Origin of the sequence: Pseudomonas aylmerensis (assembly GCF_001702265.1) — a bacterium.
Classification (GTDB): domain Bacteria; phylum Pseudomonadota; class Gammaproteobacteria; order Pseudomonadales; family Pseudomonadaceae; genus Aquipseudomonas; species Aquipseudomonas aylmerensis.
Genome location: NZ_MAUE01000014.1, coordinates 23,358 through 47,243 on the forward strand (window position 1 = coordinate 23,358; position 23,886 = coordinate 47,243).

The 23,886-nt window shown below is 61.7% G+C and carries 20 protein-coding genes; 16 read left to right on the forward strand and 4 right to left on the reverse strand.

Annotated elements, in window-relative coordinates; genetic code table 11:
• The first annotated feature begins 13 nt into the window (after positions 1-13).
• Positions 14-655, forward strand: coding sequence for a LysE family translocator (locus BBG20_RS11925; RefSeq protein ID WP_065903413.1), 642 nt, complete (start codon positions 14-16; stop codon positions 653-655).
• On the opposite strand, the gene BBG20_RS11930 is transcribed toward BBG20_RS11925, so the two are convergent.
• Positions 636-5,828 carry a dermonecrotic toxin domain-containing protein gene (locus BBG20_RS11930; protein ID WP_065903415.1) on the reverse strand — a complete coding sequence of 1,731 codons (5,193 nt, stop codon included), beginning with the start codon at positions 5,826-5,828 and terminating at the stop codon, positions 636-638. The genes BBG20_RS11925 and BBG20_RS11930 overlap by 20 nt on opposite strands.
• A gap of 155 nt (positions 5,829-5,983) precedes the next feature.
• A complete protein-coding gene (gene uraH / locus BBG20_RS11935) occupies positions 5,984-6,337 on the reverse strand; it encodes a hydroxyisourate hydrolase (RefSeq protein WP_065903417.1) in 354 nt (117 codons plus the stop codon).
• 380 nt (positions 6,338-6,717) lie between these two features.
• On the opposite strand from uraH, the gene puuE reads away from it, so the two are divergent.
• The 8 genes from puuE (at position 6,718) to BBG20_RS11970 (ending at position 13,976) form a co-directional block, all read left to right on the forward strand.
• Positions 6,718-7,644, forward strand: a complete 927-nt coding sequence (puuE, locus tag BBG20_RS11940; protein ID WP_065903420.1) for an allantoinase PuuE — start codon at positions 6,718-6,720, stop codon at positions 7,642-7,644.
• Complete coding sequence (gene uraD, locus BBG20_RS11945; protein ID WP_065903423.1) at positions 7,641-8,156, forward strand: 2-oxo-4-hydroxy-4-carboxy-5-ureidoimidazoline decarboxylase; 516 nt, start codon at positions 7,641-7,643, stop codon at positions 8,154-8,156. The genes puuE and uraD overlap by 4 nt, the downstream gene beginning before the upstream one ends.
• Before the next feature lie 81 nt (positions 8,157-8,237).
• The gene (gene alc, locus BBG20_RS11950; protein WP_065903426.1) at positions 8,238-9,233 is read left to right on the forward strand and encodes an allantoicase; all 996 of its coding nucleotides are present in this window, start codon (positions 8,238-8,240) and stop codon (positions 9,231-9,233) included.
• 137 nt (positions 9,234-9,370) lie between these two features.
• Entirely contained in the window at positions 9,371-9,874 is a 504-nt protein-coding gene (locus BBG20_RS11955) for an ureidoglycolate lyase (protein WP_027603915.1), read from the forward strand.
• A gap of 51 nt (positions 9,875-9,925) precedes the next feature.
• Positions 9,926-11,233: a urate hydroxylase PuuD gene (locus BBG20_RS11960; RefSeq protein WP_065903429.1), complete on the forward strand. Its 1,308-nt coding sequence runs from the start codon at positions 9,926-9,928 to the stop codon at positions 11,231-11,233.
• A 177-nt stretch (positions 11,234-11,410) separates the two neighbouring features.
• Complete coding sequence (locus BBG20_RS11965; RefSeq protein ID WP_065903433.1) at positions 11,411-12,754, forward strand: nucleobase:cation symporter-2 family protein; 1,344 nt, start codon at positions 11,411-11,413, stop codon at positions 12,752-12,754.
• 44 nt (positions 12,755-12,798) lie between these two features.
• On the forward strand, positions 12,799-13,167 hold the full coding sequence (locus BBG20_RS32425; protein WP_141697272.1) for a hypothetical protein: 369 nt from the start codon (positions 12,799-12,801) through the stop codon (positions 13,165-13,167).
• A 23-nt stretch (positions 13,168-13,190) separates the two neighbouring features.
• The gene (locus BBG20_RS11970; protein WP_065903436.1) at positions 13,191-13,976 is read left to right on the forward strand and encodes an outer membrane protein OmpK; all 786 of its coding nucleotides are present in this window, start codon (positions 13,191-13,193) and stop codon (positions 13,974-13,976) included.
• Between the two features lie 110 nt (positions 13,977-14,086).
• On the opposite strand, the gene BBG20_RS11975 is transcribed toward BBG20_RS11970, so the two are convergent.
• Both BBG20_RS11975 and BBG20_RS11980 read right to left on the reverse strand, forming a co-directional pair.
• The gene (locus BBG20_RS11975; protein WP_065903439.1) at positions 14,087-15,235 is read right to left on the reverse strand and encodes a patatin-like phospholipase family protein; all 1,149 of its coding nucleotides are present in this window, start codon (positions 15,233-15,235) and stop codon (positions 14,087-14,089) included.
• Positions 15,236-15,319: 84 nt separating this feature from the next.
• Positions 15,320-16,252, reverse strand: a complete 933-nt coding sequence (locus BBG20_RS11980; protein WP_065903442.1) for a lipid A biosynthesis lauroyl acyltransferase — start codon at positions 16,250-16,252, stop codon at positions 15,320-15,322.
• Positions 16,253-16,370: 118 nt separating this feature from the next.
• Here BBG20_RS11980 and minC point away from each other — a divergent pair, with 118 nt between their 5' ends.
• From minC to BBG20_RS12010, 7 genes are all read left to right on the forward strand, one after another.
• Complete coding sequence (gene minC / locus BBG20_RS11985) at positions 16,371-17,108, forward strand: septum site-determining protein MinC (protein ID WP_065903444.1); 738 nt, start codon at positions 16,371-16,373, stop codon at positions 17,106-17,108.
• Between the two features lie 201 nt (positions 17,109-17,309).
• Positions 17,310-18,122: a septum site-determining protein MinD gene (minD, locus tag BBG20_RS11990; RefSeq protein ID WP_003175251.1), complete on the forward strand. Its 813-nt coding sequence runs from the start codon at positions 17,310-17,312 to the stop codon at positions 18,120-18,122.
• A gap of 3 nt (positions 18,123-18,125) precedes the next feature.
• Positions 18,126-18,380, forward strand: coding sequence for a cell division topological specificity factor MinE (minE, locus tag BBG20_RS11995; RefSeq protein ID WP_003175252.1), 255 nt, complete (start codon positions 18,126-18,128; stop codon positions 18,378-18,380).
• 95 nt (positions 18,381-18,475) lie between these two features.
• Complete coding sequence (locus tag BBG20_RS12000; RefSeq protein WP_065903447.1) at positions 18,476-19,111, forward strand: RluA family pseudouridine synthase; 636 nt, start codon at positions 18,476-18,478, stop codon at positions 19,109-19,111.
• Between the two features lie 632 nt (positions 19,112-19,743).
• Positions 19,744-21,033: a M18 family aminopeptidase gene (locus BBG20_RS12005; protein WP_065903452.1), complete on the forward strand. Its 1,290-nt coding sequence runs from the start codon at positions 19,744-19,746 to the stop codon at positions 21,031-21,033.
• 219 nt (positions 21,034-21,252) lie between these two features.
• Complete coding sequence (locus BBG20_RS32925) at positions 21,253-21,420, forward strand: hypothetical protein (protein ID WP_162946051.1); 168 nt, start codon at positions 21,253-21,255, stop codon at positions 21,418-21,420.
• Between the two features lie 72 nt (positions 21,421-21,492).
• On the forward strand, positions 21,493-23,661 hold the full coding sequence (locus tag BBG20_RS12010) for a mechanosensitive ion channel family protein (RefSeq protein ID WP_065903455.1): 2,169 nt from the start codon (positions 21,493-21,495) through the stop codon (positions 23,659-23,661).
• Positions 23,662-23,886: the final 225 nt, after the last annotated feature.

Consider the following 23,886-nt stretch of genomic DNA (forward strand, 5'->3'; position numbering starts at 1 on the left):
AAAGGAGCATGCAATGAGTCTGGAAACCTGGCTGCTGTTCAGTGGCGCTGCACTGGTAGTGATCCTGATCCCGGGGCCGCTGTCGTTGCTGATGATCAGCAACAGCCTGAACTACGGCCTGCGTCGCTCATACCCGGCGTTTCTCGGCGGGGTGATCGCCTCGATCTGCCTGTTGAGCGCGTCGGCCCTGGGCCTGGGCGCATTGCTGCTCGCGTCGGAAAACCTGTTCAGCGCACTGAAGATCGTCGGCGCGCTGTACCTGTTCTATCTCGCCTGGCAGAGCTGGCAGCAATCACGCCAGCCATCCCAGGGCGCGACAGTGCCGCAGGCTGCGCCGGTGCCACGCTTTCGCGCGCTGTTCGGGCGCGCTTTTGTGCTGGGGGCCAGCAACCCCAAGGACATCCTGTTTTTCGCCGCCTTTTTGCCGCAGTTCCTGAGCAGCCAGCAACCTTTCCTGCCTCAATTGCTGATCATGATCGCCACCTGGACCCTACTCGACCTGCTGTGCAAGCTGGCCTACGGCCTCGGCGCCCATGGTGCTGCGCGGTACCTGCGCAGTGGCAGCGGCCAAAGCTGGTTCAACCGCGTCAGCGCCGCCCTGTTCGGCAGTGCCGGCGTGGCTTCGCTGATCAAGGCTAGAATGGTTTCACTTTGACGAAATAAACCGTTGGCGGCAGATTGCCCTGGCTGGGCCATTGAATGCCGGTGACGATCGGAACGAGGCGCTGCTCCCTCATGGCGCTTCGGACCGTGGCAGCCACGACTGAATCCTGATGCGCGTTGATGGCCGTATTCACCCAGCCATCAGTCAGGCGCATATTCAACTGAACGCTCCCTCGCTCAAGCCACTGATAGGTCATGTAATACAGCTGGCTTGAACGTGGATGCGTCGCCACCAGTTCATGCATCGGAACATGCCCTCGCCTTACCTGCCATTCGTGAAGGCTGAAACCCTGCTGCTCGAGCACTGACCTGACAGCCGCGCGTTGGGCGGTTCTTCTCTCAATCGCCAACGACATGTCACCGGACCGCAGCCGCGCATCCAACGCCACAGGGGGCCTGAAGTCGACACGCGTAAAGCCTGGGGTCTTGCCTTCGTAACCAATGAACACTGACGTCGGCTTCCTTTGCACAGGCCGCAGCATCCTCAGCAAATCATCCGTCTGACCGGGCCTCACCGGATTGGGGGTCATCCAATCGTCCAACGTCGCCCGCAGGTTGAGCAAATGGCTGGCCGTTGCCGAGCGAGAGGAGTCCGAAAGCTCAAGCACCCGGGCCACTGCAAACTTGCGGCTGTGACGCGTCAGCCCTGGGAACGCCCTGCCGACCTCTGCCTCCGGCGGCCCGGTGAACAGAGGGGCATGGAGCTGCCACTCACCGGTTGCGGTACGCGTCGCCGGCAGCGGTTGCTCACCCAGCGCGGTGGTGGTCCATCGCTCAATGTCCACGCTGACCCTTGAAACCAGTGGCTCGTGTTTGCCGATAAACACGAACTCGCTCAGCGGCGCGTGATCGCCTTGGTGGAGCAACCGGTAATAACCCGCCGCCGATTGCGTGGGCGTGTCATAGCGCCGGCCCACGTAAATAAGGTCATAGGGAAATCCTGGCGGTTCCAGCGGCACATGGAACACCCCTGAAGCCACGGAAGCCAGCGACTGCGCGTCGGGGGCGGGTGCACGCCAACTGAACCAGTGATCGGCCGGTGCGGATGACTGGCGGATCCGGTTGTGCGTGGCGATGCGCACACTGGGCGGGCGCCAACTCGGCGGCTGCACCGCTTGCCACGGACTGAGTAGCGCGGAACTCGGACCGGCCACGGGCGCATCCGCCCCCAGCAGCCATTCCTTGGACGAATAAATCGTCAGGATCAGCTCATCCGTTCCCGGCGCGTCGCTGTTTTTCAGGCGGAAAAACGCTTCGCCCTCACGGCGGTAAACCGGGTAATGGTGCGTGTCTTCCACCAAGAAGTGCTCGCCGCGCCGCACGTGGAGGCCCTTTTCCCCAGGCCCCTGCAACACCTCCGCGTTGTGCGGCCTGCCCGGGGTGCGAAACCGTTCCAGGGGCTTGAGCCGCGCGACTGCCGGGGACGATCGCGGCAGGTTGAGGGGCCGACCAAACTGCGCGAGGGTTGAACGATGGATCCGTCCCAGGCTTGCACCTATCGACCGCGTCATCGGGCGAACCACCGCGCCCGCCTTCACCTTTGGGCCGGGCACAAAGCTCAGCAACAGGTCTATCGCCAAAAATACCGAGCCAAATGCCACGTCCACCGCAACCCGAGGATCACCCGTGCGGTGATAGTGCCGCGCGGTCAGCAGCAGCTCATACAGTTGGTTACCCAAGCCAAAAAACGGCAGGACAATCGACAGCAAGGCCCGCCCCCGGCTATCCGCCTCGGCCTCCAGGCGCTGCTCGCGGTAGGTCTCCAGACTTTTGCGCGACTGACTAACGGCCTGTGCCTGACGGTGCAGATCAATCGCCCTCGCCTGATACAGGAGCGCCCTGGCATCACTGTGTGAGGTGGGCACCAAGGCCAGCCAGTGCTGCGGGTCACTGGCGATCTGCTCGAGAATCTGTTTTTCAATGTCCTCGACCCGTGCAGTGGGCACCAGGTGTTTGACGGAGAACGAGCGAACAAACTCGACGCCGCGCCAGAACCCATTCACCAGGGCGTAGTCAGGGCGCAAGTCGGCGGGGTCGAAGGACGTCGCGTGTGTTTGCCCGGGATGCGCGTTGATGGCTTCGAACGCCCAGCCGGGTGCAATGTGCCGTGCCAGTGCGCTGACGTGATCAGGCGATGCCCAGTGACGGTTCAGGTGTTCCTGGGCCGCTTGCAGGTTGGCGTGCTCACTGAGGCTCATGCCATCCGGCGCGGCGGGCCAGTAAACCACGCAACGTTGGGAAAGCCGGTCATGAATCACCAGGATGCCCGCGCAATAACGATCATGCTGCAGGGTATAGGCCACCAGATGCACGATGTACAGCTGCAATTGATCGCCGTGTTCCAGCAAATCCTGAGGAATGCGTGCGTTCATGGCGGTGTTGAAAAAGCGCTGCGCCTCCAGCGTCAACCCGCGTCGAACCGCCGAATACAGATCTGCGTCGGCACCTGCCCGCAAGACGCGTCTCAAGAGTTTTGGCACACGCATGTCGGTACCGGGCGAATAAAACACACTGTCGATCAATGCCGCATAGCGCCCGCCGATATCCAGCGAGAACACCATATTGATCAAGTAGTCCGCGCTCAGTTGCTGCTTCCATGCGGGTTTGAGGTACTCGGCGTACTTGAAACGCCACCACGTGGGCATCATCTGCGGGTCGAGGTTATGCAGCGCCAATTGCAGCAGGCTGAACCGCGAACGCTCGAGGCTGGGCGTCAGGACTTCCTTGCGATCGCCCACCGTACAGCTGCTTTCCCAACCACAGACCTTGCCGTCGACGTGGTCGGGCATGTCGATAAACGGTGTGTCGATATCCAGTTGCGGGAACAGGCCGTCCTCGCGTAAGCGCGCAATCAACCGTTCACGGGCATAGGTGTGCAGATCCGGCAGCCGCTGTTTAAGGTGCTCTTCAAACGCCAGCATGCTGCCCAGGGAGTGGCGCAGCAGGTGCTTGAAGCGCTTGCGCTGCGCCACGCTCGACTCGCCCAGCCAGGACGGCAGTTTTTTCTTCGCGCTCGCAGCTTTGCGCACCAGCGCCACATGCACCTGCGCCTGGATCAGCGCATCGCTGACCGGCGCATGCAGATGCTGCTCCAGTTCGACCGCCAGCAGCAGGCGGCTCAAGGCAATATCCGCGGTTTCACTGAATACTCGGGCGTCGCCATCGAGGCCGCGCTGCAGGGACAGGTAATCCTTGAGCAGCCGTTTGAGCGCCAGCAGCACGGGGTTACCCTCGATGATTTGATAACGCACCGCGAGGGTTTGGTCGGCAGCCTGCTCACGCACACTTTGGCGTTTGGGTCGCTCGACGTAGCGCCCCAGCACCGATTCATCTCGGCTGCCAAGGCTGGCCCTGATCCCCACGGATAATGCGCCAAGGCTGTCAAATACCGTCACGCCGCCGTCTCGCCCGAACGCACACAGCACCACCGGTTCGCGCCGCTCGGGATCACTGAGCGCCGCCTTGCGGGTCACCACGAACAGGCTGTGCAACGGAGAATCGGTATCGGGTCCAGCCCCCACCAGAACCGACAGCACGCAGGCCTCGCTGTCTGCCCGCTTGCTGGCCAGCGGCGTATCCAGCACTTCGAGCAGCAGGTCGCGGTGGGCTGTGCGGACCAACTTGAGTCGGTACTGCAACTCGATTTCGCCACGCAGCCAATCGGTCCAGAGTTGGAGGACAGAGGCCAGGCGATGGCGTTCACCGTCGGGTTTTGCCTTCCAGAACGCCACGTCGAACAGCTGCAGTTGCGCCCCCTGCACCAGCGCGGACAAGGTGTCCGCGGTAGCCTTGAGTTGCGCTTCAAGCGTCACGAAATCCCGCAAGGCTTGGGTGTCTTCCACAGGATCCTGCGGGTTCAGCAGTTTCATCAGGCCTTTTTCGTAGCGCTTGACTTGGTGCAGCGCAGTGTCCATCGCCAGCCACGGCGCCGTGCTGGCGAAAATGATCTCGTGGCGCCGTCGATGTCGGTCCCAGGCCTGCAATGGCTGGCGCATACTCCCCAACCGTGGCGTGCCCACCCAATGTGTTCGGCCGCGCTCGACGTCGGCGAGATAGCGGCCGGCGTCGGTCACTGGAGGCTGTCGCGCACCGGCAAAGACCTGCGCCAGGTTGATCGACACCGCGCACGCCAACTCATTTTCCCATTGGCTCTCCAGCATCGCCTGGGCGCTGAGCACAAACACATCGCTCTTCACCGCTGAACCTTGCCACACCGCTGCAGCGGTCATTTGCGCCGGGCACACCGGGTGCCGACGCCGCAAGGGCAGGCACTGCCACAGCTCATCCAGTGACGTCCCCTGGATCAGCGCCACCAGGCCGCACTGCAATTGGCTGAATGAGCGGTACTCGTAATAGTTGCGCGTCAACCCTGGCAGGTACATCACGTGCGGCGACTGCGCAGGGTCATCCGCGCGATGAATATGCAGCGCACCGGGGATGGGCATCAGCCGCGGGCCCACACCCGGCCACATCAACTGATTGACCTTGAGGCTGGCCCACGGCTCACCCGCACGTTGCCGCGCCTGCGCCGTCGGCGCATCCACCAGCGCCTGGACCATGGCCCGCCCTGCAGTCGATAACTCGTCCAGTTGCCAGGCCACAAAAGCCTGGTCGGCGAACGCCTGCTGGTGCAACTGGGTCCAGCGCTCCTGGCGCGTCAGCCACGATCCCGGCACCAGCGCCTGCCAATAGTCGCTGTATGCCTGGGCAAGCCGCCCAAACAGGTTCAGGGCAATCACCCGCTGCAACGCCTCCAGCGGGGTAAACGGCAGAACGCGGGCGGGATCGTCCTTGAGGCTCAGGGTGGTGTATTGGTTGAGATTGATCGGCACCGAAGGCAGCACCAACAGGCGCAGCGTGCGGTCGGTCAGGCTCTCGACTTTTTGCGCGGCGGCAGGCGGCTTGGGCTCGGTGAGCAGCAGCTTGTCCGGGTCCAGGTCAAAGGCCTTGCGCAACTCGGCGCGAATGACCCGCAAGACCCTGGGCGCTCCGAGGATAAGGCGCGAGCGTAATTTGGCTGATTCGGCACTGCGCAGATCAGCGGCTGCGAGCCAGTTGATCAGCAGGCTGGGATGGGGGCTGGCGTTGATCCGCCGCGTCAATTGAGTACGCATCGCCTGCCATGCATCGTCGTCAGGCACATCGGAATCGTCAGGTAAGGTCACGGCGGTATCTGCGTCGAGGAAAACACCTAGCCTATGCAGCACCCGCCCTGATAAGGCGCTAGATAATTGAACGCGCCCCGGGCAAAAAAAAGCCCGCAGTGTGGGCGGGCGAAAAACCAACGAAGAGCTTTGGGGGTGTGAAGCGAGGTGACGACTCAGCTACCGCGATAGGTGGAGTAGCTGTAAGGCGAAATCAGCAGGGGCACGTGGTAGTGGTCCTGTTCGGCACTGATGCCAAAACGCAGCACCACCACATCGAGGAACGCAGGCTGTGGCAATTGCACGCCGCGGGCGCGGTAATAGTCGCCGGCGCTGAATTGCAATTGGTAGACGCCACTGCGGTAATCCTCCCCTTGCAGCAGCGGCGCGTCGCAGCGACCGTCGCTGTTGGTCACGGCCGTGGCGACCAGCTCCAGTTGCGCGCCTTCGACGCGGTACAGCTCAACCTGGATGGCGCTGCCTGGGCAGCCGTGGGCTGCGTCCAGTACGTGTGTGGTCAGTCGTCCCATGGGTTGGGGCTCCCTTGCGTTGAGTGAAATAAGCCGCCCCCTTATGGGGCATGAAAAAGTCGCGATTGAGCTGATTAAGACACTTTTAATAAAAATTGTACACAATAAAAATCACAAAGTTTCTGACACCCCTACTGGCACACGCCCCAAGCTCAAAAACTCAACACCCCTTGCTTTTAAACGACCTTTTATCCATTTACTGACCAACCGGGCAAGTTTCTTGCAGTGTTAAGCTGCGGCAACCGCCGAGAAAAAATGCGGAAATACAGGCTTACAAAGTGACTATCAAGTTGTATACAATCAGCCCATCGCTGTGACGCCACCCAGTCTTTCCGCTGGCCGCCACACACTTGCTACCACGAACAAGAAGGAAGACTGCAGTGAGCGCTGACTACCCACGCGACCTGATCGGTTACGGCAGTAACCCTCCTCACCCCCACTGGCCGGGCAAGGCGCGCATCGCTTTGTCGTTCGTACTCAACTACGAAGAAGGTGGCGAGCGCAACATTTTGCACGGCGACAAAGAGTCCGAAGCCTTCCTTTCGGAAATGGTCTCGGCCCAGCCGCTGCAGGGCGAACGCAACATGAGCATGGAGTCGCTGTACGAGTACGGCAGCCGTGCCGGCGTGTGGCGCATCCTCAAGCTGTTCAAGCAATTCGATATCCCGCTGACCATCTTCGCCGTAGCCATGGCCGCCCAGCGCCACCCGGATGTGATCCGCGCGATGGTCGAGGCCGGCCACGAGATCTGCAGCCACGGCTATCGCTGGATCGACTACCAGTACATGGACGAGGCCCAGGAGCGCGAGCACATGCTCGAAGCCATCCGCATCCTCACCGAACTGACCGGCGAACGCCCACTGGGCTGGTACACCGGGCGCACCGGCCCCAACACGCGGCGGCTGGTGATGGAGGAAGGCGGCTTCCTGTATGACTGCGACACCTACGACGACGACCTGCCCTACTGGGAACCCAACAACCCGACCGGCAAGCCGCACCTGGTGATCCCCTATACCCTGGACACCAACGACATGCGCTTTACCCAGGTGCAGGGTTTCAACAAGGGCGATGACTTTTTCGAGTACCTCAAGGATGCCTTCGACGTGCTGTACGCCGAAGGCGCCGAGGCGCCGAAGATGCTTTCGATCGGCCTGCACTGCCGCCTGATCGGCCGCCCGGCGCGCCTGGCCTCGTTGAAGCGCTTTATCGAATACGCCAAAAGCCACGAACAGGTGTGGTTCACCCGCCGCGTCGATATCGCCCGTCACTGGCAAGCAACCCACCCGTACACGGGAGCTGCGAAATGACTGCGTTTAAGACATTGAAACCCTCGACCTTGAGCCGCGACGCTTTCGTCGCAGCCTTTGCCGACATCTACGAACATTCGCCATGGGTGGCCGAAAAGGCCTACGACCTGGGACAGGACACCTCGATCGACCAGATCGAAACCCTGCACCAGCGCATGAGCGACATCCTGTTGAGCGCCGATCATGCCAGCCAACTGGCGCTGATCAACGCTCACCCGGACCTGGCCGGCAAAGCCGCCGTCCAGGGCCAACTGACCGAAGCCAGCACCAATGAACAGGCTGGCGCCGGTATTCACCAATGCACGGCCGAAGAGTTCTCGCGCTTCACCGAGCTGAACGACGCCTACAAGGCCAAGTTCAAGTTTCCCTTCATCATGGCGGTAAAAGGCAGCAACCGGCATCAGATCCTCGCCGCGTTCGAAACGCGCATCCACAACTCGGTGGACACCGAGTTCAAGTGCGCGCTGGACGAGATCAACAAGATCGCGTTGTTCCGATTACTGACTCTTTAAGCAGACCTGGCCCGAGCGGTTCATGAACGCCCAGGGCCTGGCGAGCATCCCAAGCCACTCTATTTAAGGCAGACAAGAAGAATGAAAGCTTACGCCGTACCTTTCGAGAAGTTCGTCAACCTGGCCGACGCCCGCCTGGGCACCAAGATCATCTCCGTCACCGATGACTGGTTCGCCGACGCCAACCGCCTGTTCCAGCCGACCCCGGCCGTGTGGAAGGAGGGCGTTTTCGATGACAACGGCAAGTGGATGGACGGCTGGGAGTCGCGCCGCAAGCGCTTCGAAGGCTACGACAGCGCGGTGATCCGCCTGGGCGTACCGGGCTCGATCAAGGGCGTGGACATCGACACTTCATTCTTCACCGGCAACTTCCCGCCATCGGCCTCGCTGGAAGCCTGCTTCCTGGCCTCGGGCGAGCCGGATGACAATACCCAGTGGGTGGAAGTGCTGTCGGCCGTCGAGCTGCAGGGCAACAGCCACCACTACCACGAAATCAGCAACGACCAGGCGTTCAGTCACCTGCGCTTCAACATCTACCCGGATGGCGGCGTGGCCCGCCTGCGTGTGTACGGCGTGCCGTTCCGCGACTGGTCCGCAATCGGCGACAACGAACAGGTCGACCTGGCTGCCGCGTTGAATGGCGGTCGCGCCCTGGCGTGCTCCGATGAACACTTCGGCCGCATGAGCAACATCCTCAACCCGGGCCGTGGCATCAATATGGGCGACGGCTGGGAAACCGCACGTCGTCGCACGCCAGGCAATGACTGGGTGATCGTCGCGCTGGGTCACCCGGGCGAGATCGAGAAGATTATCGTCGACACCCTGCACTTCAAGGGCAACTACCCGGACACCTGCTCGATCCAGGGCGCTTTCGTGAAGGGCGGCACCGACAGCCAGATCGAAACCCAATCGCTGTTCTGGCGCGAACTGCTGCCGGCACAGAAACTGGAAATGCATGCCGAACACACCTTCGCCGAACAGATCAAGGCACTGGGCCCGATTACCCACATCCGCCTGAACGTGTTCCCGGATGGCGGTGTGAGCCGCCTGCGCGTTCTCGGCAAGGTCGCGAAGTAACACCCGATCGTTCCCACGCTCCGCGTGGGAACGCATTCCGTGACGCTCTGCGTCACAAGAGCGGACGCAGAGCGTCCGGGGCGGTGTTCCCACGCAGAGCGTGGGAACGATCCATAGACAAGATTAAGAAGACAGCCATGCGCACACTGATGATCGAACCCCTGACCAAAGAAGCCTTCGCCCCTTTCGGAGACGTTATCGAAACCGATGGCAGCGATCACTTCATGATCAACAACGGGTCGACCATGCGCTTTCACAAGCTGGCAACGGTAGAAACCGCGCAGCCTGAAGACAACGCGATCATCAGCATCTTCCGCGCCGACGCGCTGGATATGCCGCTGACCGTGTGCATGCTGGAGAGACACCCGCTGGGCAGCCAGGCTTTCATCCCGCTGCTCGGCAACCCCTTTCTGATCGTGGTCGCGCCACTTGGCGATGCACCTGTATCAGGCTTGGTCCGCGCCTTCGTCACCAACGGCAGGCAGGGCATCAATTACCATCGCGGCGTCTGGCACCACCCGGTGCTGACGATCGAAAAGCGGGATGACTTCCTGGTGGTTGATCGCAGTGGCACAGGCAATAACTGCGATGAGCATTTCTTCAAAGAGGATGAGCGATTGATCCTCGCCCCCCACCAATAAGAGAAGGCCGGATCACCCGACAACAAGGGTGACAGGCGAGAGGTAAAGACTGTGGAAGCACATCTGTTGGAATGGCTGAACCTTAGCGTGCGCTGGGTTCACATGATCACTGGCGTCGCCTGGATCGGCGCTTCGTTCTACTTCGTCTGGCTGGAAAACAACCTCAACCGCGTCAACCCCAAGGACGGCCTGGCCGGTGACTTGTGGGCGATCCACGGTGGCGGTATCTACCACCTGGAAAAATACAAACTGGCCCCGCCGACCATGCCGGACAACCTGCACTGGTTCAAATGGGAAGCCTATTTCACCTGGATGTCAGGCATCGCGCTGCTGTGCGTGGTGTTCTACTCCAACCCGACCTTGTACCTGCTGGCCCCGGGCAGCAGCCTCAGTGGTCCGGAAGGCGTGCTGCTGGGCATCGGCTCACTGTTCGTCGGCTGGTTCATCTACTCCTTCCTCTGCGACTCGGCCCTGGGCAAGCGCCCTGCCCTGCTCGGTTTCATTCTGTTCGTGCTGTTGATTGCCGCCGCGTACGGCTTCAGCAAAGTGTTCAGTGGCCGTGGCGCGTACCTGCACGTGGGCGCCGTGATCGGCACCATCATGGTCGGTAACGTGTTCCGCATCATCATGCCGGCGCAACGCGCGCTGGTGGCGGCAATCGCCGAGAACCGCACGCCGGATCCGGCCCTGCCGGCCAAGGGCTTGCTGCGTTCACGCCACAACAACTACTTCACCCTGCCCGTGCTGTTCATCATGATCAGCAACCACTTCCCGAGCACCTACGGCAGCCAGTACAACTGGCTGATCCTGGCCGGGATCGCGGTGGCGGCAGTGCTGGTGCGGCATTACTTCAACACCCGCCACAACAGCCAGAAGTACGCGTGGACCTTGCCGGTGGGCGCCTTGGCGATGATTTGCCTGGCGTATGTGACCGGGCCCAAGCCCGTTGCGACCGCTCCGGACGTGGCCAAGGCACCGGCGGCGATCGAGTACCAGCCGCTGCCGGAAACCGCCTTGGGCGGTGGCTTGAAGCCCGCAGCCCCTGCCGCGCCAGCCGCGCCAGCCGCAGAACCTGCACCTGCGCCGGCCCAGGCGACGATTGATTTCGACAAGGTGCACGGGGTGATCCAGGAACGCTGCGCCGTGTGCCATTCGGCCAAGCCCACCAGCCCACTGTTCAGCACCGCGCCGGCCGGGGTGATGTTCGATACCCCGGCGCAGATCCAGCAGCAGGCGGCGCGCATTCAAGCGCAAGCCGTGGCGAGCCAGATCATGCCGTTGGGCAACATCACCCAGATGACCCAGCAGGAGCGTGACTTGATTGGCACGTGGATCAATCAGGGGGCGCGTACCAACTGACAGCCTGACACAGGTCCAAATGTGGGAGCGGGCTTGCTCGCGAATGCGGTGTGTCATCCAACACATCAGTGGCTGAACCACCGCATTCGCGAGCAAGCCCGCTCCCACAGGGGATTTTCTGAGTTTCGAAGATTGCGTTCCAAACAACACAAAAATAAAAAAGATCCGAGGTGTTGCATGTCCCAGTTAGAACCGCAGATCCCTGCCGCGCCCGCGATGGAGCGGCTGCCCCTCTTGCAACTGATTCTGGTAGGCCTGCAACACGTCTTGCTGATGTACGGTGGCGCCGTCGCCGTCCCCCTGATCATTGGCCAGGCCGCCGGCCTGAGCCGTGAAGAAATCGCCTTTCTGATCAACGCCGACCTGCTGGTAGCCGGTATCGCCACCCTGGTGCAGTCATTCGGCATCGGCCCGGTGGGCATTCGCATGCCGGTGATGATGGGCGCCAGTTTTGCCGCCGTGGGCAGCATGGTCGCGATGGCCGGCATGCCCGGCATCGGTCTGCAGGGAATCTTCGGCGCGACCATCGCCGCCGGCTTCTTCGGCCTGTTAATCGCGCCGTTCATGTCCAAGGTCGTGCGTTTCTTCCCGCCGCTGGTGACCGGCACAGTGATCACCGCGATCGGCCTGTCGCTGTTTCCGGTGGCCGTGAACTGGGCCGGTGGCGGCAGTGCAGCGGCCACCTTCGGCTCGCCGATCTACCTGGCAATTGCCGCCCTGGTGCTGGCCACCATTTTGTTGATCAACCGCTTCATGCGCGGTTTCTGGGTCAATATCTCAGTGCTGATCGGCATGGGCCTGGGGTACGCCTTGTGCGGCGCCATCGGCATGGTCGACCTCGCCGGCCTGGCCCAGGCGCCGTGGGTGCAAGTGGTGACGCCGCTGCATTTCGGCATGCCCAAGTTCGAGCTGGCGCCGATCCTGTCGATGTGCCTGGTGGTGGTGATCATTTTCGTCGAATCCACCGGGATGTTCCTCGCGCTGGGGAAGATCACCGGCCAGGACGTCACGCCGAAGATGCTGCGCCGCGGCCTGTTGTGTGATGCCGGCGCGTCATTCTTCGCCGGTTTCTTCAATACCTTTACCCACTCCTCGTTCGCGCAGAACATCGGCCTGGTGCAGATGACCGGCGTGCGTTGCCGCTCGGTGACCATGATGGCCGGCGCCTTCCTGATCGTACTCAGCCTGTTGCCCAAGGCCGCGTTCCTGGTGGCGTCGATTCCACCGGCGGTCCTCGGCGGCGCGGCGATTGCCATGTTCGGCATGGTCGCGGCCACCGGTATCAAGATCCTCCAGGAAGCCGACATTGCCGACCGCCGCAACCAGTTGCTGGTGGCGGTGAGCATCGGCATGGGCCTGATCCCGGTGGTGCGCCCGGAGTTCTTCGCGCAACTGCCACTGTGGATGAGCCCGATTACCCACAGCGGGATCGCCATGGCCACCCTCAGCGCGTTGTCGCTGAACATATTGTTCAACATTCTCGGCGGGGCTGAACGCCCTGTCGTCGCCCACACGCATTGATTCCTTCGTTAAAACAACAATAACAACGAACAGGAAACTGCCCCATGCACGCCATTCACCCGGGGCCGGCCACCCGCCGTGCCCCATTCCTGCCCCATGCGCTCTGTAACGGCGCACTTGAGCCAAGGCTTTGGAGCCAGTATTCTCCGCGCCCGCTCGAATCGACTCAAAAAAAAACAGCCAATGTAAAAGCTGACTGCAAGGCCAACTTACCCCGGCCCAATGTCTGCTGCCAAAGTGCGCAAAAGTTCTCGATATTCGACTGCATCCGATGCAGCCGACGGGGATTTTTTGGCTTTTTAAACACCTTGGCGCAGCTCTTGCTAAAAGCATTAAAGCTGACCGAACAGACGATTTTTGCAGCGAACCAAAAGGCGCCACACCAGAGCGCCTGCGTAGAAGAAAAACCATAAAACTTTAACTCGGGAGCAACCGAATGAAACCTATGTTCAAAGGCCTGATGCTGGCGGGATCCCTGCTGGCCGGTGGCCAGGCCGTGGCCGGTGATCTGTTGCAGTGGCAGAACAACAGCCTGACTTACTTGTGGGGCAAGAGCTTTACCGTCAACCCGCAGATCCAACAAACCGTGACGTTCGAACATGCCGACGCCTGGAAGTACGGCGACAACTTCTTCTTCCTCGACCGCATCTTTTACAACGGCAAGGAAGACGGCAATGTCGGCCCCAATACTTATTACGGTGAGTTCAGCCCGCGCCTGTCGTTTGGCAAGATTTTCGACAAGGACTTGTCATTCGGCCCGATCAAGGATGTCCTGCTGGCCTTCACTTATGAGTTCGGCGAAGGCGACAACGAGTCGTACTTGCTCGGCCCAGGCTTTGATTTGAATATCCCTGGTTTCGACTACTTCCAGTTGAACTTCTACCAGCGCCAGACCGAAGGCAATCGTCCGGGTGACGGCGTCTGGCAAATCACCCCGGTATGGTCGTACACCGTGCCGGTCGGCAACTCCGACATCCTCATCGACGGCTTCATGGATTGGGTGACGGACAACGACAAGAACGCGCGCGGCACTTACCACGCCAACCTGCACTTCAACCCACAGGTCAAATATGACCTGGGCAAGGCGCTGCACTGGGGCGACAAACAGTTGTACGTAGGTTTCGAATACGACTACTGGAAGAACAAGTACGGGATCGAGGATTCCGGCGCGTTCAAGACCAACCAGGACACCGCGAGCTTCCTGGTCAAGTACCACTTCTAAATAACACTGCAAAACAAATGTGGGAGCGGGCTTGCTCGCGAAGGCGGTGGATCAGTCAGCGATTCGGTGGCTGACACACCGCTATCGCAGGCAAGCCAGCTCCCACATTTTTAGACCGGTGACAGGCCTAAGAACCTCGACAGTTCCTCGCGCTTGGCCAACGCATCCTTCCTGCCCAGCTCGATCAATTCGCTGCAGTACCCCGCCTCGAACAGCAGGTAGCTCAACACCCCCGCCCCGCTCGTCTTGGTCGCCCCCGGCCCGCGCAGGAACAGGCGCAGCGCCGCCGGCAATTCCTGCCGATGACGTGCTGCGATTTCATCGATCGGCTGGCTGGGTGCAATCACCAGCACTTCAACCGGGGCCAGGCCCTGTATCGCGGCATCCGCCGGCAACACGTGGCTGAACTGGTTCAAGCGCTCCAGCAGTTCGATATCACTTTCCAGGCTGTCAATGAACGTGCTGTTGAGCATATGCCCGCCAATCTGCGCCAACGTCGGCTCCTGGCCGGTGTAGGTGCGCTGCGTCGACGGCTCGTTGCCCCGCGGGTTGCCGCTGACGCCGACCACCAGCACTCGGCTGGCGCCCAGGTGCAAGGCCGGGCTGATTGGCGCCGATTGTCGTACGGCGCCGTCACCGAAATATTCCTGGTCGAGTTTCACTGGCGCAAACAACAAGGGGATCGCCGAACTGGCCAGCAGGTGTTCAACCGTCAGTTGCGTCGGCACGCCGATACGCCGATGGCGCAACCACGCGTCGATGGTGCCGCCGCCTTGGTAGAAGGTCACGGCCTGCCCGGATTCGTAGCCGAACGCCGTCACCGCGACCGCATGCAAATGCTGGTGGCGGATGGCTTCGTCGATGCCGTCCAGATTCAACCGCTCCTGCAGCAAATCGCGCAGCGGCGCGCTATTGAGCAACGCCACCGGCACCTGGGCGCCGATGCCCAGCAGGCTGTGGATAAAGAACCGGCTCGCCTGGCGAATCACCCCCGGCCAGTCGCTGCGTAACACCCGATGGCTGCGAAAGCCCTGCCAGAACACGATAAGACGTTGGACCGCGGCGGTGAAGTCCATGGCGCCACTGGCCAGGCTCACCGCATTGATCGCGCCGGCAGAGGTGCCGACGATCACCGGAAAAGGGTTCGGCGCTCCCGGCGGCAACAGCTCGGCAATCGCCGCCAATACCCCCACCTGATACGCCGCTCGCGCCCCGCCGCCGGAAAGAATCAAGCCTGTAACCGGTTCAGCTGGGCGCATCGCATCACTCCGTGTGGGGAAAGCTCGTTCTTTGTGGCGAGGGCGCTTGCTCCCGGAGGACTGCACAGCCGCCACACGCTCTTATCAACGACGTTTTTCGTACAGTTTAGGCTCACCGGGTGGCCGGCTCTTGAAGCGGCGATGGGTCCACAGGTATTGCTCGGGGCATTCTCGTACCGAGGCTTCGACCCACTGATTGATCCGCAGGCAATCGACTTCATCGCTTTCGCCGGGGAAGTCGGTCAACGGCGGGTGGATCACCAGGCGGTAACCGCTGCCGTCCGCCAGGCGCTCCTGGGTGAACGGCACCACCAGCGCCTTGCCCAGGCGGGCAAACTTGCTGGTGGCGGTCACCGTGGCGGCCTGGATGCCGAACAACGGCACGAACACGCTTTGCTTGGCGCCGTAGTCCTGGTCCGGTGCGTACCAGATGGCGCGGCCGGCGCGCAGCAGCTTGAGCATGCCGCGCACGTCTTCACGCTCGACCGCCAGCGAATCGAGGTTGTGACGCTCGCGACCACGGCGCTGGATGTAGTCGAACAACGGGTTGCCGTGCTCGCGGTACATGCCATCAATGGTGTGTTTCTGCCCCAGCAGGGCCGCGCCGATTTCCAGCGTAGTGAAATGCAGGGCCATGAGGATCACGCCCTTGCCATCCAGCTGGGCCTGCTTGAGGTGCTCAAGGCCTTCGACGTGGGCCAGGCGCGCCAGGCGCTGACGCGACCACCACCAGCTCATGGCCATTTCAAAGAAGGCGATGCCGGTGGAGGCGAAGTTTTCCTTGAGCAGGCGCTTACGCTCCTTGGCGGATTTTTCCGGGAAGCACAGTTCCAGGTTTCGCGCGGCGATACGCCGACGTTCACCGGCCACCCGGTACATGCCCGCTCCCAGCAGGCGACCAATGGTCAGCAGCGCGCGGTACGGCAATTGGGTGACCAGCCACAGCAGGCCGAGTCCCAGCCATAACAGCCAAAAACGCGGGTGAAAAAATACAGCTCGAAAACGCGGGCGATCCATTACAGATTCCGGTAAAGACAGGGCCGCGCATTCTACAACGGTTCGACTCGGCTTGCGGCCAGTGAGTGTTCTCGTTATAAGTCTCGACACTTTTCGTGACAAGCCGCTTTTGCCGACCATGAGCCAAACCGAACCGCTAGACCAAGATCCCGTGTTCCAGCTGAAAGGCAGCATGCTCGCCATCACCGTGCTGGAACTCGCCCGCAACGACCTCGACGCCCTGGATCGCCAGCTCGCCGCCAAGGTCGCCCTGGCGCCGAACTTCTTCAACAATGCCCCGCTGGTGCTGGCCCTGGACAAATTGCCGGCCGGCCAAGGCTCGATTGACCTGCCCGGCCTGATGCGTGTGTGCCGCTCCCATGGCCTGCGTACCCTGGCGATTCGCGCCAGCCGTATCGAAGACATCGCCGCCGCCATCGCCATTGAATTGCCAGTACTGCCGCCATCCGGCGCGCGCGAGCGTCCGCTTGAACCTTTGGTCGGCGAAGTGAAGAAAAAACCGGAAAAACCTCCGGAGCCTACGATCAAGCCTACAAAGATCATCACCTCGCCCGTACGCGGCGGGCAGCAAATTTACGCCCAGGGTGGCGACCTGGTGGTGATCTCCTCGGTCAGTCCGGGGGCGGAACTTCTCGCCGATGGCAATATCCATGTATACGGCCCGATGCGCGGACGTGCCCTCGCCGGCATCAAGGGTGATACCAAAGCGCGTATTTTTTGCCAGCAGTTGACTGCTGAACTAGTGTCCATCGCAGGCCAGTACAAGGTTTCAGAAGATTTGCGCCGTGATCCGCTGTGGGGGGCCGGGGTGCAGGTCAGCCTGTCGGGCGATGTGTTGAACATCATCCGTCTTTAACGGATACTGCCGCATTTTCCAAGCATCTCTAGACTCTGATAGCACAGCGAAACCGGCAAGACTTGCGTAGGAATAATTGAAAGTTGGCGTTTCCCCTACGGAAACCACATCTTTTTCCTACTAGGGCTGCCCGCCTGCAGCGAGTTCCAAGAGATGTTTTTCAGGGACTGAAAAGTCCTTTTTCCTTAGGGGTGAAACACCTTGGCCAAGATTCTCGTGGTTACATCCGGCAAGGGTGGTGTGGGTAAGACCACCACCAGCGCCGCTATCGGTACCGGCCTCGCTCTGCGCGGCCACAAGACAGTCATCGTCGACTTCGACGTCGGTTTGCGTAACCTCGACCTGATCATGGGCTGCGAACGCCGCGTGGTGTACGACTTCGTCAACGTGGTGAACGGCGAAGCCAACCTGCAACAGGCCCTGATCAAGGACAAGCGCCTTGAGAACCTGTACGTGCTGGCCGCCAGCCAGACCCGTGACAAGGATGCACTGACCAAAGAAGGCGTGGGCAAAGTCCTCGCCGAGCTGAAAGAAACCTTCGAATACGTGGTGTGTGATTCGCCGGCGGGTATCGAAACCGGTGCTCACCTGGCGATGTACTTTGCCGATGAAGCCATCGTGGTGACCAACCCGGAAGTGTCCTCGGTACGTGACTCGGACCGCATGCTCGGCCTTCTGGCCAGCAAATCCAAGCGCGCCGAGGAAGGCCAGGACCCGATCAAGGAACACCTGCTGCTGACCCGCTACAACCCTGAGCGCGTCAGCAATGGCGAAATGCTTGGCGTTGAAGACGTCAAGGAAATCCTCGCCGTGACCCTGCTGGGCGTGATCCCGGAATCCCAGGCGGTGCTCAAGGCATCCAACCAGGGCGTGCCGGTGATTCTCGACGACCAGAGCGACGCCGGCCAGGCGTACAGCGATGCCGTTGATCGCTTGCTGGGCAAGACCGTGGAACATCGCTTCCTCGATGTCAAGAAGAAGGGATTCTTCGAGCGTATCTTTGGAGGCAACTAAACAATGAAATTTCTCGACTTCTTTCGCGCCAACAAAAAGCCAAGTACCGCGTCGGTAGCGAAAGAGCGTCTACAGATCATCGTGGCGCACGAACGCGGCCAACGCAGCACTCCGGATTACCTGCCGGCCTTGCAGAAGGAACTGGTCGAGGTGATCCGCAAGTACGTCAATATCGGTAACGATGACGTGCATGTCGCCCTGGAAAATGACGGCAGCTGCTCGATTCTGGAACTCAATATCACCCTGCCTGATCGTTGATCGAACAGGCGGCCGCCACGGCGGCTCGTTCACTCTGACCCGTTTTACGGGCCGGGTGGGCGAGCCGCCGTTGGCGTTTGTTACGAGGCTGTTTAATGCCGCTGTCCACTATCCATATCCTGCACCAGGACGACGCTGTCCTGGTGGTGAACAAGCCGACCCTGCTGCTCTCGGTGCCTGGCCGCGCCGATGACAACAAGGACTGCCTGATCACGCGCCTGCAGGAAAACGGCTACCCCGAAGCCCGCATTGTCCACCGCCTGGACTGGGAAACCTCGGGCATCATCCTGCTCGCCCGGGATGCCGATACGCACCGAGAACTGTCCCGTCAGTTTCACGACCGCGAAACCGAAAAGGCCTACACCGCCCTGGCCTGGGGCCAGCCGGAACTGGACAGCGGCAGCATCGACCTGCCGCTGCGCTACGACCCGCCGACCAAGCCACGCCACGTGGTCGACCACGAATTCGGCAAACACGCGCTGACCTTCTGGAAGGTGCTGGAGCGCTGCGGCGACTGGTGCCGCGTCGAACTGACGCCGATCACCGGGCGTTCGCATCAGTTGCGCGTGCACATGCTGTCGATCGGGCATCCATTGCTCGGGGATGGGCTCTACGCCCACGAACAAGCCCTGGCCGCCTGGCCACGCCTGTGCCTGCACGCCAGCATGTTGAGCTTCACCCATCCGCAAAGCGGCGAACGCGTGCGCTTCGAGTGCCCTGCACCGTTCTAAGCTGCACACACGCTCAAATGCTGTCGAGCTTTAGCGAGGCTGCGAAGGCGGTGGCACTGACAGTCCTTCTGTGCCTGACACACCGCCTTCGCGGCCTCGCTGGGGCTCGACGGCTCCCACAGGGGGGGCGGCTGTGTGGCTGGGATTGAGCAGGCACCGGGTTTCGCTGATTGCAGTTTGTGCAGAGTGTCGCTGGGTGAGCTGGATCCCAGCGACCACTAGGTTTCGCTATGTGGCTGAGATTCCAGCCACCACACCGCCCAACTGTGGGAGATGTCGAGCTTTAGCGAGGCTGCGAAGGCGGTGGCACTGATAGCTCCTCTGTGCCTGACACACCGCCTTCGCGGCCTCGCTGGGGCTCGACGGCTCCCACAAGGGGGCGGCTGTGTGGCTGGGATTGAGCAGGCACTGGGTTTCGCTATGTGGCTGAGACTCCAGCCACTACACCGTCTAAATGTGGGAGCTGGCTTGCCTGCGATGGCGGTGTGTCAGCCACAAATCTTTCACTGACAGACAGCCATCGCAGGCAAGCCAGGTCCCACAGTGGTTCTGTGTGGTGTTCAAGAAGGCAGCTTCACTTCAAATGTGTAGCCAATACGGTAAACTCCGCGCATTGCTGTCTGGAGCTATTTATGCGCGAAGCGTTGAATCAAGGCCTGATCGACTTCCTCAAGGCCTCCCCTACTCCTTTTCATGCCACCGCCGCCCTGGCCCAGCGCCTCGAAGCCGCCGGCTACCAGCGTCTCGACGAGCGCGAAACCTGGACCACCGAAGCCAACGGTCGCTACTACGTGACCCGCAACGACTCCTCGATCATCGCCTTCAAGCTCGGCCGCCACTCGCCGCTGCTGGGCGGCATCCGCCTGGTCGGCGCCCACACCGACAGCCCGTGCCTGCGCGTCAAGCCGCAGCCGGAACTGCAGCGCCAGGGTTTCTGGCAGTTGGGCGTCGAAGTCTACGGCGGCGCGCTGCTGGCGCCGTGGTTCGACCGTGACCTGTCCCTCGCGGGCCGTGTCACCTTCCGCCGTGACGGCAAGGTCGAAAGCCAGCTGATCGACTTCAAGCTCCCCATCGCCATCATTCCCAACCTGGCCATTCACCTGAACCGTGAAGCCAACCAGGGCTGGGCGATCAATGCGCAGACCGAGTTGCCACCGATCCTCGCCCAATTTGCCGGCGATGAGCGCGTGGACTTCCGCGCCGTGCTCACCGAGCAACTGGCCCGCGAACATGGGCTGAACGCCGACGTGGTGCTCGACTACGAGCTGAGCTTCTACGACACCCAGAGCGCCGCCGTGATCGGCCTGAATGGCGACTTCATCGCCGGCGCACGCCTGGACAACCTGTTGTCGTGCTACGCCGGCCTGCAAGCCTTGCTCACCAGCGAGACCGATGAAACCTGCGTGCTGGTGTGCAACGACCACGAAGAAGTCGGTTCCTGCTCGGCCTGCGGCGCCGATGGCCCGATGCTCGAACAGACCCTGCGGCGCTTGTTGCCGGAAGGTGATGAATTCGTACGCACCATTCAGAAATCGCTGTTGGTGTCTGCGGACAATGCTCACGGCGTCCACCCCAACTACGCCGAAAAGCACGACGCCAACCACGGCCCCAAGCTCAACGCCGGCCCGGTGATCAAGGTCAACAGCAACCAGCGCTACGCCACCAACAGCGAAACCGCCGGGTTCTTCCGCCACCTGTGCATGGCCCAGGAAGTACCGGTGCAAAGCTTTGTGGTGCGCAGCGACATGGGCTGCGGCTCCACCATCGGCCCGATCACTGCCAGCCACCTGGGCGTGCGCACCGTGGACATCGGCCTGCCGACGTTTGCCATGCACTCCATCCGTGAACTGTGCGGCAGCCATGACCTGGCGCATCTGGTGAAGGTACTCGGCGCGTTCTACGCGAGCCGCGACCTGCCCTGATCTCGGCAACTGACTGCGGTCAGAACTGTGGGAGCGGGCTTGCTCGCGAAGGCGGTGTGTCAGCCACTGAATCGGCTGACTGATGTATAGCCTTCGCGAGCAAGCCCGCTCCCACATTCATTTCTACGCACACCTGATCTGTATCACCTGCATTTTCTGCAATCCGGCCTAGACTTGTCAGAATTCCCACTCTGACAAGGCCGTCGCCCGATGATCTCCATGTCCTCCTTCCACGCCATGCTTATCCCTATTGTGATCGGCATGATCATGCTCGCGGTCGGCTTCAACTTTCGTGACAAACCTGCCGGGGTGTTCGGCATGTGGGTGGGCATGCTGCTGATCCTGGGCACCGTGGTGTACAAGATCCTCGCCAAACTGGCCGAATGACAAATGCACTCGCATTGGGCATAGCGGCCTCGTACACTCGGTCAATTCGTCGTTTCCAAGGTTGACCGCCTCGTGCTTTCCCGTCTGTTCGCCCTGCCCTGTTACCTCCTGATCGCTCTGCTCACGCTGCTGCCGCTCGCGCCTGCCCAGGCCGTGAGCCTGCCCGGCCTGCTGGGCAGCACCAACAAGACCCAACCCCAGGCCGAAGTGCCGCTCGGCCAGTCCCTGGACGAGGTGATCAAGACCCTGGAAAACGACCAGCAACGCACCCAGTTGCTGAGCGACCTGAAGAAACTGCGCGAAGCCACGCAAAAGGCCCAGCCGGCCGCCGAACAAGGCGTGCTCGGGTTGATCGGCAGTACGCTGTCAGGCCTCGAGCAACAGTTCTCCGGTGCCGACAGCCCGCTGGGACGCTGGTCCAATGAAGTCGACCTGGCCAAGGATGAACTCGGCGCGCTGATGCTGCCGGCCAGCGAATGGCTGCCGATCATTTTCGGCTTTGCCTTGATCCTGGCGGTGTGGAGCCTGCTCGCAGCCGCGCTGATCTGGCTGAGCCACCGCGTGCGTGAGCGCTTCGGCCTGCCCGAGGAACTGCCGCAACACCCGCGCACCTGGGACATGCTGCGCTTTGCCCTGCGAAAACTGGGGCCGTGGCTGATCGCGCTGGTGATCACCGTGTACCTGAGCTACGCGCTGCCCTCTTCCCTGGGTAAATCCCTGGCGATGGTGCTGGCCTACGCGCTGGTGGTCGGCACGTGTTTCTCGGCGATCTGCGTCATCGCGTTTTCGGTGCTGGACGGCCCCCACCGTCACCGCGCGCTGTATATCCTGCGCCACCAGGCGTTTCGTCCGCTGTGGCTGATCGGCAGCTTTGCGGCCTTCGGCGAGGCGCTGAGCGACCCACGGATGATGCAGGCCCTGGGACAGCACCTGGCGCACACTGCCGCGACCGTGGCGAATGTGATGGCCGCGCTGTCCACCGGCGTGTTCATCCTGCGCTTTCGTCGTCCGATCGCCCACCTGATCCGCAACCAGCCGCTGTCCCGCCGCCTCACGCGCCGCGCCCTCAGCGACACCATCGAAATCATCGGTTCGTTCTGGTACATCCCGGCCTTGCTGCTGGTGGGTATCTCGCTGTTCGCCACCTTCGTGTCCGCCGGCGACACCAGCACCGCCCTGCGTCAGTCACTGTTGTGCACGGTGCTGCTGGTGTTGTGCATGGTGATCAACGGCCTGGTCCGCCGCCACGCCCTCAAGCCGCAACGTGGGCACAAGCGCCATGCGCTGTACTCCGAGCGCCTGAAAAGCTTCGTCTACACCCTGGCTCACCTGGTGGTGTGGCTAGTGTTTATCGAGCTGGGCCTGCGGGTCTGGGGCCTGTCGCTGATCCGCTTTACCGAAGGCGACGGCCATGAAATCAGCGTCAAGCTGTTCGGCCTGGGCGGCACGCTGCTGTTTGCCTGGCTGATCTGGATCCTCAGCGACACCGCGATCCACCACGCCCTCACCCGCTCGCGCAAAGGCCTGGCGAATGCCCGCGCGCAGACGATGATGCCGCTGATCCGCAACGTGCTGTTCGTGACCATCTTCATCATCGCGGCCATCGTCGCGCTGGCGAACATGGGCATGAACGTCACGCCCCTGCTGGCCGGTGCCGGTGTGATCGGCCTGGCCATCGGTTTCGGTGCACAGTCGCTGGTGGCGGACTTGATCACCGGCCTGTTCATCATCATCGAAGACTCCCTGGCCATCGATGACTACGTGGATGTCGGCGGCCACCTCGGCACGGTCGAAGGCTTGACCATCCGTACCGTGCGCCTGCGCGATATCGACGGCATCGTGCACACCATCCCGTTCAGCGAGATCAAGAGCATCAAGAACTACTCGCGGGAGTTCGGCTACGCGATCTTCCGCGTGGCGATCCCCTACAACATGGAAATCGACGACGCGATCAAGCTGATGCGCGATGTTGGCCAGAAGATGCGCAACGACCCGCTGCAACGCCGCAATATCTGGTCGCCGCTGGAGATCCAGGGGGTGGAAAGCTTCGAATCCGGCAGCGCGATCCTGCGCGCGCGGTTCAAGACGGCACCGATCAAGCAATGGGAAGTGTCGCGGGCGTTCAACTTGTCGCTCAAACGCCACCTGGACGAAGCCGGCCTGGACCTGGCCACCCCGCGCTTGAGCGTGCAGGTGGTGACGGGGGCGTCGGGCGGGTTGGAGAAAGAGAAGAACGCGTGAGTGGGAAGGGACTGTGGTGGCCTGAGGTCTTGTTGGGTTGAACGGGGCTGTTGTGGTGAGCGGGCTTACACCCGCGTTGGGCTGCGTAGCGGCCCCCTCTCAAGAAAACACTCAGTGCATCAGGTAAACATCAGCGGCTGGTTTTGGGGCTGCTTCGCAGCCCAACGCGGGGCAAGCCCGCTCACCACAAAAAGGCCTGCTCACCACAATAGCCCTGCTCACCCC